Here is a 15,993-nt window from a genome sequence, read left to right on the forward strand (position 1 = left end):
GGACACGATCCGTGCCGCCGACCGCGGGAGCGAACGCGGGGGACCAGCCCATCCAAGACCGTTCGGGATGGACGCAGTGTCAGTTTGATCTTCATGGTCACTTCTGACCACTGTTCAGGAACGGTTCCAGTAGTCGTCGCGGGTGTTCCACGGCCCGACGTCCCAGACCGGGGCGTACTCGCAGCGGGAGCCGGTGGTGGTGCAGATCCGCACCGTGTAGTCGCCGCTGTTGAGCGGCGACAGGCCACGCCGCGACGGTAGCGCCACGAAGTGGTCCCGCGGCTGCACGGTGCGACCGTTGGCGGTCTGCTCGCCGACCAGGCCGATCCGGGTGGCGTACACCCGGTAGGTGAGGCCGGGCGTGGCGGCGGAGACGGCGGCGGCCGCGTCGGCGGTGAGCTGGACACCGCGTACCGTCGCGGTGGCCCCGCCGGCCGGCGCGGTGAGCACCACCCGGGTCTGCACCCGGCTGACCGGCCGGTCGAAGACCGCGCCGGCGGTGGCGGCCCGCCACTCGGTCCAGCCGTTGACCCGCCAGCCCCGGACCTGCGCCTCTACGGTGGCACCGGCGGGGACCTGGGCGGTGATCTCGGCGCGAACCCGGGTTGCCGGCCGGCTGAGGGTGCGCGGGGCGGTCAGCAGCATCCCTTCGGCGACCGCGCTGCGAGGGCTGCGCCCGGCGGACCGGGCCTCGCGCAGCCGCAACCCGGCGGCGGTACGCCGGACGTTGACGTCGTCGCGGTCGACGACCGACAGGTCAGCGTTCCAGCGTTCGCCGGCCGGGGCGGCGACGAGGGTGAGCGAGTGGCCGGCGGCGGGGGTGGCCGGGACTGCGGTGATGGCGGGTATGAGCGCGACGGTGAGCCCGAGGGTGAGGGTGGCGACGAGGGCGACGGATCGGATACGACAACGCGGTCCCATCATGGGCATTCTCCTCAGAACCTCCTGACCCTCGCATGTCGGGAGATCATGAGGAACCAGAGTACAAATAGCGACACATGCGAATGCCGCTTTAAAGAGGGAGAATGGCGGGGTGCCCGAAGGCGACACTGTCTGGAACACCGCGCGCGTGCTGCACCGTGCGCTGGCTGGCACGCGGCTCACCTCCAGTGACTTCCGGGTGCCGCAGTTGGCCACCACCGATCTCACCGGATGGACCGTGCGCGAGTCCGCCAGCCGGGGCAAGCACCTGCTGCTCCGCCTCACCGCCCCCGCCCGGCCGCGCGGAGCCGCCCCCGCCGACGGGCCGCGCGGAGCCGCCGCCAGCGCGAGCGCCGGGGCCGATGAGCCGCACTGGACGTTGCACTCGCACCTGCGGATGGACGGCGCCTGGCGGGCGTACGCGCCGGGGGAACGCTGGAGTGGTCGACCGGCGCACCTGATCCGGGTGGTGCTGCGCAGCCCCGGCGCGGTCGCCGTGGGCTACCACCTGCACGAGCTGGCCCTGGTGCCGACCGTCGAGGAGGACCGCCGCCTGGTCGGCCACCTCGGCCCCGACCTGCTCGGCCCGGACTGGGATCCGGCCGAGGCGGTGCGCCGGCTCGCCGCCAACCCGGAGCAGACGATCGGCGAAGCGCTGCTCGACCAGCGCAACCTGGCCGGGGTGGGCAACCTCTACAAGTCCGAGCTGCTCTTCCTGCGCGGCGTGTCACCGTGGGCGCCGGTGGGCGCGGTGCCCGACCTGGACGGGATGGTGGCCCTCGCGCAGCGACTGCTGGCCGCCAACCGGGGCCGCTGGACGCAGAGCACCACTGGGTCGCTGCACCGCGGCCAGACCAGCTATGTGTACGGCCGCCGCGCCCAGCCCTGCCGCCGCTGCGGCACCGCGATCCACAAGCGGGAGCTGGGCGAACGGGTCACCTACTGGTGCCCGGTCTGCCAGCCGGAGCACCCGGTCGCCCCGTCGCCCGGCTGACCATCCCTCGTGAACCGAGGTCATCCCAGATACGGACGATTGGGTAATTCCTAACGGGCCGTCCGAGTCTCATGCTGCGGTTGGGTGCTCACCGACCGTCAGCAGAGTGCCGGGCTCGACCAGGTCGCCACGCCGGGGTGGCGGCCCTCGTGCCCCGACCCCGGGAGAGTCATGGCGATGTTCCGCAGACTCCGCTCCACCTTCTTCGAGCGGACAGCCCGCGACAACAACAGCCGCGCCAACGGCTGGACCGCGTCCGTGCCGGCCGCCCGGACCGCCGAGGAGGCCGCCCCGACGGCCAGCCTGGACCCGGCCGTCCTGCCCCGCTGCTTCGGCCCGGTGCCGAACTTCGCGCACAGCCCTCGCCCGGCGCGTGACCCCGACGGGCGCGTGGTGCGAGGCACCGGGCTGCGGAAGTTCGTCGACGCGCTGCCGATCCCGGGCCAGCAGGGCCGCACCGAGCTCGGCGGGTACCTGCCGGTGGCGGTACCGGACACGATCAGCTACCCGGGCTGCGACTACTACGAGATCGGTCTGCAGGAGTACGCCCAGCGGCTGCACCGGGACCTGCCGGCCACCCGGCTGCGCGGCTACCGGCAGCTCAACCTGGGCACCGACGCGTCGGGCCACAACACCGTGGCGCCGCCGGAGCGGCCCTGGCACCTCGGTCCGATGATCCTCGCCCGGCGGGGCCGACCGGTCCGGGTGAAGTTCATCAACCAGCTCCCCACCGGTCGGGCCGGCGAGTTGTTCCTGCCGGTTGACGACACGGTCCCGGGGGCCGGCATTGGCCCGCTGGATGGCCCGGCGCCGTACCCGCAGAACCGGGCGGTGCTGCACCTGGCCGGGGCGCGGACCGGCTGGACCAGCGCCGGCAACCCGGGGCAGTGGATCACCCCGGCCGGGGAGATCACCCCGTACCCGACCGGGCCGGGCCTGACCCACGTGCCGGACATGCCGCCGCCCGGGACCGGCGCCACCACGCTCTACTACCCGAACGAGCAGAGCGGCCGGCTGCTGTGGTTCCACGACAACACCCTCGGCCTGGCCCGCCTCACGGTCTACGGCGGGCAGCTCGCGCTCTACCTGCTGACCGACCCAGCCGAGGACAAACTCGTCGCGGACGGGGTGCTGCCGCCCGACCAACTGCCGCTGGTGATCGAGGACAAGACGTTCGTGCCGGACGACACCCAACTGGCCGCCGAGGACCCGACCTGGGACCGGGAACGCTGGGGCGCCCGGGGCAGCCTCTGGCATCCGCACGTCTACCAACCCCGGCAGAACCCGTACCGGTCCGGCGGGCGCAACCCCACCGGCCGGTGGGACTACGGCCCCTGGTCCCGCAACCCGGCCCCGGACAGCACCCGTACCGACGGCTGGCCGACGGCGGACGGTGCTGGACCGCCGCTGACCGGGCCCGGCCCGGTCCCGAACCCGCACCACGACCCGGTCGGCGCACCCGACGAGCCGCCGCTCAGCCCCGGGGTGCCGCACCCGTCCGCGGTGCCCGAGGCGTACGGCGACACCCCGCTGGTCAACGGCGCCGCCTACCCGTACCTGGAGGTGCGGCCGCGCGCGTACCGGTTCCGGATCCTCAACGCCTGCCTGGACCGCAGCCTCAACCTCCAGCTCTACCGTGCCTGCTCGGACAGCCCCATGTGGACCGACGACGGCGACCTGGTCGACGCCGACGCCGGCGAGGTGCCGATGGTGCCCGCCGTCCGGGCGGCGGACCGGCCGACGAGCTGGCCGACCGACGGGCGGGACGGCGGGGTGCCGGACCCGCGCGCCGCCGGACCGGAGTTCATCCAGATCGGCAACGAGGCCGGGCTGCTGCCCGCCCCGGTGGTGCTGCCGAACCAGCCGATCGGCTACCGCTACGACCGCCTCGACCCGACCGTGCTGAACGTCGACGGGCACGCGCTGCTGCTCGCCCCAGGCGAGCGGGCCGACGTGCTGGTCGACTTCTCCGCCGTGCCACCGGGCAGCACGCTGATCCTGTACAACGACGCCCCGGCCCCGCTGCCCGGCTTCGACCCGCGCTACGACCAGCACACCGACGCGCCGGACCGGACCGCCGAGGGCGGCCCGCCCGCCACCGAGCCGGGGTACGGCCCGAACACCCGCACCCTGCTCCAGTTCCGGGTGACCGGGGCGCCGGCGCCGCCGTACAACCTGGCCCGGCTGCGCGACCGGCTGCCCCTGGCGTACGTGGCCAGCCAGCGCCCGCCGATCGTGCCGCAGCCGGCGTACGACCCGGCGTTCGGCACCCGGACCGCGCGGGAGACGACCGTGCCGGTGCATGCCAGCACGGTGACCTTCACTCCGGCGGGCAGCTCCGGCGCGGTCACCCTGCCGGTCGCGGTCAAGGCCGCGCAACAGGTCTTCGAGCCCGACCACGGCCGGCTGGCCGGCCGGCTCGGCGTCGGGCACCCGCACGCCGGGCCGCTCACCGCGGCGACCCTGCCTCTCGGTCCGACCGACCCGGTCACCGAGGTGCTCTTCGCCGCCGACCCGGCCGTGCCGGTCGGCGCGCCCACGGACGGGACCCAGCTCTGGCGGATCAGCGGCAACGTCCGGCAGACCGAGCCGCTGCGCTTCGGAGGCTGCGACGTGCAGCTGGTCAACCGGGTCGGTTGGGACGGCACGCTGCGACCCCCGCACGGTGCGGAGCTGGGCTGGAAGGAGATCGTCCGGGTCAACCCCCGGGAGGACGTGGTGGTGGCGCTGCGCCCGGTCGCCCCGACGCTGCCGTTCAAGCTGGGCGACAGTGTCCGGCTGCTCGACCCGGGTCGCCCGGCCGGGGCACGGACCGGGTCGACCCCGGTCAGCCCGGCCGACGGGCGACCCGCGGTGGTGGTGAACCAGCTGGTCAACCTGGGCTGGGAGTACCGCTTGCACAGCCAGCTCGCCGGCCACCGCGACCTGGGGATGAATCGGCCGTTGGTGCTGCGGGTGGCACCGAAGGCACCGACCGGGCTGACCGCCACGCCGGCGCCCGGCTCGGCCACCGCCCTGCCCGCGATCGCGCTGGCCTGGACCGGCAACGGCGGCCGCCCGCCGGCCACCAGTCACCTGCTGCAGCGGGCCACCGACGCGACCTTCGGCGGCGAGGTCACCACGATCACCGTCGCGGCCGCCGCCACCCGGTACACCGACGCGACGGTCACCCCCGGAGTCACCTACCACTACCGGATCCGGGCAGAGAACGCGGTCAGCTACTCGTCCTGGTCGAACAGCGTGCCCGCCTCCGTATACCTGGCCGCTCCGGGTGGGCTGATCGGGGCGATCCCGCCGGCCGCGCCGCTACGGGTGGCGCTGCGCTGGACGAACCGTTCCTTCGCCACCGGCATCGACGTGCAGCGGGCCACCAACCCGACCTTCACCAGCGGCCCGGGCACCACCGCGATCGGGGTCGGCGACAACCACCTGGACGTCACGGTCGCCCCGGACACGACGTACTACTACCGGGTGCGGACCACGTACCTGGGCGCCGCCTCGGCCTGGTCGACGGTTGCCGCGGTGAGCACCCCACCCGCGCCGGGCGCCCCGAGCGGGGTGAGCGCCACCGCCAGCGCTCCGGCACCGGACACCGCGACGGTGATCCTGGGCTGGGCGGTGACCACACCCGCCGGCCCGGGGTCCGGATTCATCGTTCAACGGGCGCTGGACCCGGCGTTCGGCCGGGAGGTGGCCACCTTCACGGTGACCGGTCGCGGATTCACCAACACCGGGCTGGCGCGGGGCGTGACCTACCACTACCGGATCCGGTCGTTCAACGTCGTGGGCAGCTCGGCGTACACCGGCCCCATCCCGGTCACCACCCCGCTGTGACCGGCCGGAGTGCGCGGCGCGGTCAGCGGTGGGTTGTGCTCAGCGGGGCGCGCGCAGCGGCGGGTTGTGCTCGGCGGAGGCGCGCAGCGGCGTGCCGACGGCGCGCAGCTCGGCCAGTGCCGAGGCCACCCCGTGCAGCAGGTCGGTCGCCTCGGTGAGTCGGGCGGCGGCCGGGTCGGCGGTCTCCGGGCGGGCGTCCTCGGCCAGGTAGCCGGCGGCGGCGACCACCAGCCGTTCGTAGGCCGCGACCCCGCTCTCCAGTTGGGCGGTCAGCGCGCCGTGCGCCTCGGCCAGCGGCGGCCGGGCGTCGGTCGGGGCCAGCCGCAGCGCCCGTTCGACGCTGGCCACCCGGCCGACCAGGTCGCGTAGCGACCGGTCGGCGGCGGTGGCCTCCAGAACCGCGGGTTCGGCCAGCCCGGTGAGGCGGGGGGCCATTCCGGCCAGGGTGAGCGCGGCCCGGTCCAGTCGGGCCCACTGCTGCCCGGCGCTGGTGCCGCGCAGTGCGACCCGGGTGCGGACCCGACGTACCTCGGCCAGCACGCCCGGACCGATCGGCAGCCGCTCGACGGCGGCGACCAGACGGGCCCGCGACCGTGCTGCGGCCTCGGCCGGGTCCAGCGCCGGGGGCGCGGGGCGGGCGGCCAGTGCGCGCAGGTCGACCCAGCGCCAGGCGGCCAGCGCCACCGCACTGCCGGCGGCGCCGGCCCAGGCCGCGTCGGGCAGACCGAGGCCGGCGTACGGAGTCAGGACCGCCGCCGCGCCGCCGAGTCCACCGGCCAGCACACTCCACCGCCGGGCGGACCGGCGCAGCCGATCCAGCCGGCGGAAGTACCGCGTCCGCTCGTCTGCCACCCTGACCTCCTCGGACCGGTCGTTCAGCCGGCGGCGGTCGGGTCGCCGGTGCCCCGTTCGCGGGCCATGCTGGCCCGGAGCTCGTCCAGCCGTGCAGCGGCAGCCGGGTCACTGGCCGGGCTGGCCGAACTGGCCGGGCTGGGCGTCCCGGCCTGCGGCACGGCCGGTCGCTGCGCCGCACCGCCGAGCTGCTCTCCGGCCATGCTCGACCGGATCTGCTCCAGCCGGGCCGAGCCTGCCGAGTCGATGGTCGCCTTCTGGATCTCCAGCATCCGGCCCTCGACCGAGTTGCCGGCCAGTTCCGCGCGGCCCATCGCGTTGGCGTACCGCCGCTCGATGCGGTCGCGGACCTCGTCCAGGGACGGGGTGGTGCCCGGCGCGGTCAGCGACGACATCGACTCCAGCGAGCGGGCCACCGTCTCCTGCATCTTGGCCTGCTCCAGCTGGCTGAGCAGCTTGGTGCGCTCGGCCAGCTTCTGCTGGAGGATCATCGAGTTGTTCTCCACGGCACGGCGGGCCTGCGCGGCGGCGCCCAGCGCCTGGTCGTGCAGGGTCTTCAGGTCCTCGGTGGCCTGCTCGGCGGAGACCAGCTGGGTGGCCAGGGTCTGCGCCGACTGCTCGAATCGCCCGGCCTCGGCCTCGTCACCCTTGGCCCGGGCCTGGTCCGCCAGCACCAGGGCCTGCCGGGCGTTGCCCTGCAACCGCTCGACCTCGGTCATCTGCCGGGACAGCTTCATCTCCAGCTGACGCTGGTTGCCGATCACCGCGGCAGCCTGCTGGACCAGCGCCTGGTGCTGGCGCTGGGCATCCTCGATGGCCTGCTGGATCTGCACCTTGGGGTCGGCGTGCTCGTCGATCTTGGCACCGAAGAGCGCCATCAGGTAGTTCCAGCCCTTGACGAACGGGTTCGCCATCTCCGCGGTATCCCCTCAGTAGCGTCGCTCCGTCGCGCTCGGGCCGGATGGACCGACCCGAACGTGACCCGGCCGATCTCCATCGTCCCAGCCGGACGCCAACAAGGCATCCGTACCGGACGGTCGAGAGCACCGCCAGCTCCTGAGGGCAACCCTACGCGGCTGGTGCCACCTCGCCCATGGTCCACACGAAGGACCTCAGGCGGCGCAGACCACGTCCCGGTCGCGCTCGGTGGGGCGGACCCGGGTGCTGCGCAGCGTGGCCTTGAGCGGCGAGTCCTGACGGACCGAGACGGCGACCTTGCCGTCGGAGGTGACCTGACGTACGCCCCGGTTGGGGGTGTTCCTGCGCACGGCGGACGCGGCACCGACGGGAGCGGCCTCGGTCTGCTCGTCCGGCATGGGAACCAGCACCCCGGGCATCTGCTCGGCCAGCGCCACGGTGTCGCTCACCTCGCGCAGCAGCTCAGACAGACGGGCCCCGAGCGCGTCGCAGATCGCGGCGAGCAGCTCGCTGGACGGCTCCTTGTGCCCCCGCTCGATCTCGGAGAGGTAGCCGAGGCTGACGTTGGCGGCGGTGGACACCTCGCGCAGCGTGCGCTGCTGCCCCTGCCGGCGCGCCCGCAGTGCGTCACCGATCACCCGGCGTAGCAGGACCATCGCACCTCCCCCTGAGGGATACCTCTCACCCGGTGCCGGACAACCAGTCGCGGCGAACCGCGCCAGCCCCGAGCGCCGAAGTCTTCCCGCAACCGTACCCGGTGCGGGCCCGAGCGACATCCCGCCCCGCCCGTCGGTTCGCCGGATCGGCTCACCGCCGACCGGCCCCGGCCGTCCCCGCCCCGTCCCAGGCGGCCCCGGCGTCGTCGGCCGCGGCGGCGGCCCGGTCGTCGGTGTCAGCGTCGGCGGCGTGGATCCGCTCGGCGAGCAGCCGCAGCGCCTCGATCACCGCGGCCGAGCGGATGTGCTCCCGCCCACCATTCAGGTCGAGCTCGCGGACCTCACCACCGTTCGGCCCGGCGACCGCGACGTAGACCAGGCCGACCGGCTTGCCGTCCTGTGGCTCGGGACCGGCGACCCCGGTGGTGGCCAGCCCCCAGTCCGCGCCGCAGCGCTGCCGGCCGCCCTCGGCGAGCGCCGCCGCGACGTCCGGGTCCACCGGCCCTCGCTCGGCGAGCAGGTCAGCCGGTACGCCGGCCAGCGCGGCCTTGAGGTCGGTGGCGTAGACCACCAGCCCACCCCGGTAGATCTTGCTGACCCCGGCGATCTCGACGATCGATGTGGCGAGCAACCCCCCGGTCAGCGACTCGACCGTGGCCAGGGTCTCGTGCCGCTGCGCCAGCCTGTGCACCACACCAGCCGCCGGGCTGCCAACCGGCCGCTCAACATCCGCATCCCGCTCCATAAAAAGGTCCTTCCCCACCCACCCCCACCTAACCTTCGCGACATTCCACGTTGACCATGAAGTCATTGCCCCGACACGCCGCGCCGGACGGCAATAACTTCATGATCGACGGGGTGGCGGGTGGGTTGGACCCGGGGTGGGTGGGTGGGTCGGTGGGGGTTAGCGGGTGCGGCGGAGGCGGAGTGCCTGGGATATGTAGTCGAAGCCGGTGGCGACCGTCACCAGGACGGCGGCGCCCATGATCCAGGGGCCGACGGCGGCGAGGGCGGCCGGCATCGGCCAGAGGTACCAGGCGATGGCCAGGATCTGGAGGGCAGTCTTGATCTTGCCGCCCCGGCTGGCGGCGATCACCCCGTGCCGGATCACCCAGAACCGCAACCCGGTGATGCCCAGCTCGCGGACGAGGATCAACGCGGTCACCCACCAGGGCAGCCGGTCGTACCAGGAGAGCAGCACCAGGGCCGCTCCGGTGAGCGCCTTGTCGGCGATCGGGTCGGCCACCTTGCCGACCGAGGTGACCAGCCCGAACCGGCGGGCGATCCAGCCGTCGACCAGGTCGGTCGCGGAGGCCACCGCGAAGATCAGGCAGGCCGCCATCCGCCAGCCGGCGTGGCTCATCTCGGACATGATCACCGAGGCACCGAAGACCGGCACCAGCACCAGCCGTAGAGCGGTCAGCGCGTTGGCCGCGTTGAGCACGGGCACCCCGGGCACCACCCGGGCGGGCGTCGACTCCGTCGCCCCCGTCACCGCCTCGCCCCGCTCCGGCCGCCGTGGCGTTCCGGGTACCGCACCACCTGGCTCCCCCGCTCCGCTCGGGCCTGGCGTCACCGTGTTGCGCCGGGCGCCGCCGAGATCATCTCATCCGGCACAGCGAGCAGGTCCACCCCTTCGGTGCCGGTCACCGTGGCGCGCACCAGGTCACCCGGGCGCAGCGCGGCCAGGTCGACCCCACCCTCGGCAGGGGCGACCAGGGTGGTGGAGCCGTCCACCTCCGGCGCCTGGTGCGCCGCCCGGCCCTCCACCACACCGTCGGCGACCGAGTCGACCAGCACCTCGACGGTCGAACCGAGCCGGTCCTCGGCCCGCTGCGAACAGAGCTCGTCGGCGAGCGCGCTGAGCCGGTCGTAACGACGCTTGATGGTCGCGGCCGAGACCTTGCCGGGCAGCCCCGCGGCCTCGGTGCCGTCCTCGTCGCTGTAGTCGAACATGCCGATCGCGTCGAGCCGGGCGTCGGTCAGGAACCGGACCAGCTCGTCGACGTCGGCGCGGGTCTCGCCGGGGAAGCCGACGATGAAGTTGCTCCGCGCGCCCGCGTCCGGGGCCAGCGCGCGGGCACTTGCCAGCAGCTCCAGGAACCGGTCAGTGGAGCCGAAACGCCGCATCCGGCGCAGCACAGGCTCGCTGGAGTGCTGGAACGACAGGTCGAAGTACGGGGCCACCCCGGGCGTGCCGGCGATCGCCTCGACCAGCCCGGGCCGGGTCTCGGCCGGCTGGAGGTAGCTCACCCGGACCCGGACGATGCCGGTCACCGCGGCAAGCTGCGGCAGCAGCTTCTCCAGCGCGCGGGGGTCACCCAGATCCTTGCCGTACGAGGTGGAATTCTCGCTGACCAGCACCAACTCCCGTACGCCGGTCTTGGCCAGCCACTCCGCCTCGGCGAGCAGCTCGTCCGGGGTACGCGAGACGAACGCCCCACGGAAGGCGGGGATGGCGCAGAACGCGCAGCGGCGGTCGCAGCCGCTGGCCAGCTTCAGCGAGGCGACCGGGCCGGTGTCCAGCCGGCGGCGCAGCACCTGACGCAGGTGCGCCGGCGTGTGCTCGTCGGTCTCGACGGCCGAGCGGGTCGGGGTGCCGTGCCCGGGCAGCGACACCGCGGCCTCGCGCCGCTTCACCGGGGTGAGCGGCAGCAGCTCCCGGCGGTCGCGGGGGGTGTGCGCGGTGACCTGCTCGCCGGCGACGACCGCGTTCAGCCGGGCGGCGATCTCCGGGTAGTCGTCGAAGCTCAGCACCGCCTGCGCCTCGGGCAGGCTGTCGGCCAGCTCCCGGCCGTACCGCTCGGCCATACAGCCGGCGGCCACCACCTTGGCGCCGGTCTCGGCGGCCGCCAGCAGGGTCTGGATGGAGTCCTGCTTGGCCTTCTCCACGAAGCCGCAGGTGTTCACGACCACCACGTCGGCGCCCTCGCCGTCGGTGGTCACCTGCCAGCCGTCGGCGTGCAGCCGGGCGGCCAACTCCTCCGAGTCGACCTCGTTACGGGCACAGCCCAGGGTGAGCAGGGCCACGCGACGGCCCTCGGCGGCGGGCGACAGCTCCAGGTCGCGGCGCGGCGTCAGAGACGCCGAGCTGGAGCTGTCGGAAGGGGCGGTGGCAGAGGCAGACACCATCCGAGGGTACCGGGCCGATCGGGGGAGCCCACGCACGCGGGCGGGCTGGCGGCCCCGGCACGCCCGCACTCGTGCCCGGGGCCCGCTTCTGAACGGAGGCTCAGCCCGCCCCGCTGTGCTGCGGTGCGGGCTCGCTCGGCAGCCGGGACAGGGCGGTGGCGAGCAGTCCAGCGAGCTGGGCGACCTCGATCCCGCCAGCGCCCGACCCGCGGACCAGCAGCAGCACGAGATCCCCCCGCCGGCCGACGACCCGGTCCGGCCCTGCGTACGCCTCGTCACCCACCCCGGGCAGCGGGACACCCGTGCTCCGGCCGACGGTCAGATTGAACCGGGCCATCGTCCCCCGGGTGACCTGGAGCGCGAGGACGGTCGCCCCGCTGCCGTCGACGAACGAGGCCAGTCCCCGTACCTGGCCGGTGCTCCCGGCCGGCCGCGCCAACGACACCCGTCGACCGGTCGCGGCGCCCACCTCCGCCGCGCTGAGCAGGCGGTCCGGCTGGACGGCGCCGCGGGTCGCGGTGGCGGGCAGGGCGCTGCCGGACGGCGGCTCGTCGTCGTCGTACGGATCGGGGTCGGGCGCGGCGCGCTGGACGGTCACCCCGAGCACCCGGCGGCTCCACGGCCGGACCCGTGCGGTGACCACGTCGCCGAGCCGGCACTCCCCCGCCACCTTCTCCGGAATGATCCAGGCGCGGAGCCGCTCGGCGTGACCGTCGTCGATGACGAGATGGTGGTTGATCGGTCGGCCCGGCCCGTCGTCCGAACTCTGTCGCTGCCAGACCTGGTGCCAGAGCACCTCGCCGGTGACCGTGGCCGGGGCCACCAGGTCCAGGAGCGCCCGAAGGAGGAGGTACCCGGCGAGGCCGAGCAGCGCGAACCCGAGCAGGACGATGCCGAGCGTCACCGGGCCGAGGTCCGTGAGCCGCGTCCCGCCGGTCGACGAGCCGCCGGTCGAGCCGAGGAACGCCCCGCCGACCACCCGCGCGAACGTCCAGCCCAGCAGTCCGGCGATGAGCGCCCGGAAAACGACCCAACCCAGCGCCTGGCCGTACCGGGGCAGCCCGCCGGGATAGCTGACGCTGACCCGGCGCCACCTGCCCCCGTACGACGACCAGAGCCGCCTCCGGTCGGCCATGCCCAGGTCGATCACCTGCGAGGCCGTCCGGGTCACCCCGAGCGCGGCGCCGTAGGGCAGGTAGCGGTCCCAGACCGTGACGGATGCGGGCGGCAGGTCGGCGAAGCTCTCGTGCCCGGCCAGCCAGGCGCGCAGCCCGAGCCAGTGTGCGGCGGCGGCCCGGCCGGCGGGGGTGTCCCGCTCCCCGAGGTCCCGGCCCGCGAGGCTGGCGAGCGCGGCGGTGGTGACGACGAACACGGCGACGGCGCCGAACGAGTCCCCGTCGGTGCGGGCCACGTAGTGCCAGGCGCCGGCCGCGGCGCCGGCGGCGGCCACCCCGCCGAGCAGGCCCAGCAGGACGACCAGGGGACGGGAGAACCGTGGGCGGGAGAGCCCGAGCCGATTGGCGTCGGCCACGACCGCCCGGCGCAGTCGCTTGGACCAGGCGGCGGCCTGGCCGCCGTCGGAGAAACTCAGCGCGGTCAGCGGCACCACCCCGTCCACTGCCCGCGCGGCCACCCGGTCGTAGACCTGCCGCTCGTACCGGTTGAGGTCGTCGGCGGCGCGGCCCGTCACGTGCACGGTGGTGTGACGGGGATCCGGACCGGCCTGGCGCAGCTCCAGGTAGTGGCGCGCGGCGAGGTCGAGCAGGGTGGACTCGGCGGCGTCCACGGTGATCTGCCACCGGTTTGCCAGCAGGCTGACGATCGCCGGGGGCTCCTGGCCGGGGAGGTCCATGGCGGCGGGCGCCGGGGTGACGGCGGCGGGTCGCCTGGCCAGCCGGATGATCCCGTAGACCAGTGCCCAGAGGGCGAGACTCGCGACCGGCAGGCCGATCTCGACGATCGGGTCGGAGAATTCCATCGCGGCGGCTAGAACCGGACGGAGACGTCGGTGCGCTCCGGGCCGGTGGCCTCGAAGTACGACTCCGTCCGGAAGCCGCCCATACCGGCGATGACGTTGGTGGGCAGGGTCTGCACGGCGGTGTTGAGCGACTGGACGGCGCTGTTGTAGAACTGCCGCGCGTAGGCGATCTTGTCTTCGGTGGCGGTCAGCTCACGCTGCAGCTCGGCGAAGTTCTCACTCGCCCGCAGTTGCGGGTACGCCTCCGATACGGCGAACAGCCGGCCGAGCGCCTCGGTCAACGCGCCCTCGGCGTCGACCCGGGCCTGGCCACCGCCCGCCACCGTCGTGGCCGCGACCCGGGCGGTGGTCACCGCCTCCAGAGTCGCCCGCTCGTGCCCGGCGTAGCCCTGCACCGTCGACACCAGGTTGGGGATCAGCGAGTGCCGTCGTTTGAGCTGGACGTCCACCTGCGCCCAGGACGCCTGGACCTGTGCCCGCAACCGGACGAGCCGGTTGTAGCCGCCGACCGCGACGACCAGCAGCACGACGACGAGCACCACCAGGACAGCTACCAGCACCAGTCCGAGGTTCATGGCACCTCACGTTCGGGTTGCTCCGCCGGCCCCGTCGCGACGGACGCTCCCATGATGATCGGTTCCTGGAGCCGGCAACTCCGCTCGGTCGCCGATGCGACCGTCCACTGTTCGGTCAGTCCCGACCGCGGCGGCCCGTGAACTGAAGCGGTCAGCGCATCGCGGCGGCCACCCGGGTCAGCCGGTCGAGCAGGAAGACCTCGGTGCCGGCCAGGCCGGTGGAGCAGAAGACGGAGAGCTGGTCCGCGGTGGTGCGGCCGGGGACCGCGCCGGCGAGGATGCCACCCAGGTCGCGCAGCCGCCCAGCGTACGGGGGCGAGGCGGCGAGCATCGGCGGTTGGTAGTCCGCCGCCTGGGCCGGCGAGTCGGTGACCAGCAGGTCGGCGGCGTCCAGCAAGTCGGTGCCGAACTCGCTGCGGTCGCGTTGCTTGAAGCCGACCGCGTTGACGTGCGTGCCGGGGCTCAGGTCTGCGGCACAGAGCACCGGCGTCGGGCTGGTGGTGGCGAGCACCACCATGTCCCGCCCGGTCACCGCCGCACCGGGGTCGCCCACCGCACGAGCCGGGACGCCCAGCTCGGCGCGGACCCGGGCGGCGAAGGCGTCCCGCCGGGCGGCGGAGCGGCTGTGCACCACCACCTCGCGCAGCGGGCGGACCGCGGCTGCGGCCCAGACCTGGGTCCACGCCTGGCGGCCGGAGCCGATCACGCCGAGGGTGGCCGCGTCCGGCCGGGCCAGCGCGTCGACCGCGACGCCACCCAGCCCGCCGGTACGCCGGGAGCCCAGCTCCTCGCCGACCGCGACCGCTCGGATCGCCCCGGTCCGGGCGTCGTGCAACACCACCAGCTGCTCGCCCTGCGGGTGGCCGAAGGTGTCGTACGAGCGGAAGCCGTACCACTCGTCGACCAGGTGACCGGCGGTGAGCACCATCCGGCCACCACCCAGCGGGGCGGTGGCCCGGGGCGGGGCGACGAGCCGCCCGTCGTACGCGGCCAGCAGGGCAGCACGCATGGCGTCGACCGTGGTGGCGGCGTCCAGTGCGGCGGCGACCTCGGGGTCGGCGTAGAGCAGGGTCATGACGGCCATACTGCAAGTTGAAGTGAGGTACAGGTCAACGTGGGGTGGCGGGGGTCACCAAGCCATCGGCAGACGCGCCAACCACATCGCCTCCGGCGGCGTCCGGTGCTAGCGTCGGTGCTGGTGGCCCGGTTCGTCCGTGGCCACTCCGGACGAGTGGTGGGCGTACCCGGTAAGGCCAAGACGCCCCGCGTGACGTGCAGACTCCACTCGTCCCGGCGCGACAGCCCGGGCGCTCCCCGTGAGGTGAATGATGGCCTGGCTGGTATTGATGATCTCGGGACTGCTGGAGACGGCCTGGGCGATCGCCCTGGACCGCAGTGCCGGCTTCAGCCGACTGGTTCCGTCGCTGGTGTTCGTGGTGACCCTGGTGCTGAGCATGGGCGGACTGGCGTACGCGCTGCGCGACATCCCGGTCGGCACCGGGTACGCGGTCTGGGTCGGCATCGGCGCGGTCGGCACCACCCTGGTCGGGATGCTGGCGCTCGGCGAGTCGGCGAGCCTGCCTCGGATCCTCTGCCTGCTGCTGGTGGTCGCCGGCGTGATCGGACTGAAGATCTTCCACTGACCTGCTGCGGCACGCGTGGCCCGCACCCACAGTGGGTAGTGATCGATCCGTCACGACAGGCTCTCAACCGGAGGCAGACATGGCCGACATGCCCAGCACCGCCCGCCCGCGCAGCAACGCCGCCCGGATCCTCACCATCGTGGGCTTCGTCTTCGCGGTGCTCGCCCTGTTACTCAACCCGATCATCTTCGGCGTGCTCGGCGTGATCGCGGGCATCGTCGGCGCCGTGCTCGGCGACAAGCCACTCGGCTGGTACGCCGCCGCCGCCAGCGTCGTCGCGGCGGTGATCAGCCTGGTGATCATCTCCGCGCTGATCAACAACTGACCACTGCTCCGTCACGGGCCCGCCGGTCACCGGCGGGCCCGTCGCGTTTCCCCAGACCGGTCGTGCCGTCGAGCTAGTGCGGTGTCCACTAACGTTCACCGGGTGTTTCGGTGGGATGTTGTGGATCCTCGCCTTGGAGGGCGAGCGACTCCCCACTGGGTGGTG

General features: G+C 73.9%; 14 protein-coding genes and 1 riboswitch. Of the genes, 4 read left to right on the plus strand and 10 right to left on the minus strand.

The window, feature by feature from the left end; translation table 11 throughout:
* Positions 1 to 114: 114 nt before the first annotated feature.
* Positions 115 to 924 (minus strand): hypothetical protein, encoded by an 810-nt coding sequence (locus ABZV00_RS36960; RefSeq protein ID WP_355615052.1) that lies wholly within the window; start codon positions 922 to 924, stop codon positions 115 to 117.
* 109 nt (positions 925 to 1,033) lie between these two features.
* On the opposite strand from ABZV00_RS36960, the gene ABZV00_RS36965 reads away from it, so the two are divergent.
* Both ABZV00_RS36965 and ABZV00_RS36970 read left to right on the plus strand, forming a co-directional pair.
* Entirely contained in the window at positions 1,034 to 1,915 is an 882-nt protein-coding gene (locus tag ABZV00_RS36965) for a DNA-formamidopyrimidine glycosylase family protein (protein WP_355615055.1), read from the plus strand.
* A 171-nt stretch (positions 1,916 to 2,086) separates the two neighbouring features.
* Positions 2,087 to 5,749, plus strand: coding sequence for a hypothetical protein (locus tag ABZV00_RS36970; RefSeq protein ID WP_355615058.1), 3,663 nt, complete (start codon positions 2,087 to 2,089; stop codon positions 5,747 to 5,749).
* 39 nt (positions 5,750 to 5,788) lie between these two features.
* Here the strand turns inward: ABZV00_RS36970 and ABZV00_RS36975 are convergent, their stop codons facing one another.
* The 9 genes from ABZV00_RS36975 to ABZV00_RS37015 all read right to left on the minus strand — a co-directional run bounded on the left by ABZV00_RS36975 (position 5,789) and on the right by ABZV00_RS37015 (position 14,935).
* Positions 5,789 to 6,601 carry a hypothetical protein gene (locus ABZV00_RS36975; RefSeq protein ID WP_328424706.1) on the minus strand — a complete coding sequence of 271 codons (813 nt, stop codon included), beginning with the start codon at positions 6,599 to 6,601 and terminating at the stop codon, positions 5,789 to 5,791.
* A gap of 23 nt (positions 6,602 to 6,624) precedes the next feature.
* Entirely contained in the window at positions 6,625 to 7,515 is an 891-nt protein-coding gene (locus ABZV00_RS36980) for a PspA/IM30 family protein (RefSeq protein WP_328424704.1), read from the minus strand.
* A 198-nt stretch (positions 7,516 to 7,713) separates the two neighbouring features.
* Positions 7,714 to 8,175, minus strand: coding sequence for a helix-turn-helix domain-containing protein (locus ABZV00_RS36985; protein WP_328424702.1), 462 nt, complete (start codon positions 8,173 to 8,175; stop codon positions 7,714 to 7,716).
* Positions 8,176 to 8,326: 151 nt separating this feature from the next.
* On the minus strand, positions 8,327 to 8,920 hold the full coding sequence (locus ABZV00_RS36990; RefSeq protein ID WP_355615062.1) for a CinA family protein: 594 nt from the start codon (positions 8,918 to 8,920) through the stop codon (positions 8,327 to 8,329).
* A 159-nt stretch (positions 8,921 to 9,079) separates the two neighbouring features.
* The gene (pgsA, locus tag ABZV00_RS36995; RefSeq protein WP_355615065.1) at positions 9,080 to 9,670 is read right to left on the minus strand and encodes a CDP-diacylglycerol--glycerol-3-phosphate 3-phosphatidyltransferase; all 591 of its coding nucleotides are present in this window, start codon (positions 9,668 to 9,670) and stop codon (positions 9,080 to 9,082) included.
* Between the two features lie 77 nt (positions 9,671 to 9,747).
* The gene (gene rimO / locus ABZV00_RS37000; RefSeq protein ID WP_355615068.1) at positions 9,748 to 11,307 is read right to left on the minus strand and encodes a 30S ribosomal protein S12 methylthiotransferase RimO; all 1,560 of its coding nucleotides are present in this window, start codon (positions 11,305 to 11,307) and stop codon (positions 9,748 to 9,750) included.
* A 100-nt stretch (positions 11,308 to 11,407) separates the two neighbouring features.
* A complete protein-coding gene (locus tag ABZV00_RS37005; protein WP_355615071.1) occupies positions 11,408 to 13,285 on the minus strand; it encodes a hypothetical protein in 1,878 nt (625 codons plus the stop codon).
* Between the two features lie 8 nt (positions 13,286 to 13,293).
* The gene (locus ABZV00_RS37010) at positions 13,294 to 13,860 is read right to left on the minus strand and encodes a LemA family protein (RefSeq protein WP_355615074.1); all 567 of its coding nucleotides are present in this window, start codon (positions 13,858 to 13,860) and stop codon (positions 13,294 to 13,296) included.
* A gap of 151 nt (positions 13,861 to 14,011) precedes the next feature.
* On the minus strand, positions 14,012 to 14,935 hold the full coding sequence (locus tag ABZV00_RS37015) for an ornithine cyclodeaminase family protein (protein ID WP_355615079.1): 924 nt from the start codon (positions 14,933 to 14,935) through the stop codon (positions 14,012 to 14,014).
* 120 nt (positions 14,936 to 15,055) lie between these two features.
* A riboswitch (guanidine-III (ykkC-III) riboswitch) is annotated at positions 15,056 to 15,128 on the plus strand.
* Positions 15,129 to 15,188: 60 nt separating this feature from the next.
* On the opposite strand from ABZV00_RS37015, the gene ABZV00_RS37020 reads away from it, so the two are divergent.
* Together ABZV00_RS37020 and ABZV00_RS37025 are read left to right on the plus strand one after the other, a co-directional pair.
* Positions 15,189 to 15,503 (plus strand): SMR family transporter, encoded by a 315-nt coding sequence (locus ABZV00_RS37020; RefSeq protein ID WP_355615077.1) that lies wholly within the window; start codon positions 15,189 to 15,191, stop codon positions 15,501 to 15,503.
* Positions 15,504 to 15,582: 79 nt separating this feature from the next.
* The gene (locus ABZV00_RS37025; protein WP_328424690.1) at positions 15,583 to 15,828 is read left to right on the plus strand and encodes a hypothetical protein; all 246 of its coding nucleotides are present in this window, start codon (positions 15,583 to 15,585) and stop codon (positions 15,826 to 15,828) included.
* Positions 15,829 to 15,993 lie beyond the last annotated feature (165 nt).

Origin of the sequence: Micromonospora sp. NPDC005173 (genome assembly GCF_040608515.1) — a bacterium.
In the GTDB taxonomy this organism is placed as follows: Bacteria; Actinomycetota; Actinomycetes; order Mycobacteriales; family Micromonosporaceae; genus Micromonospora.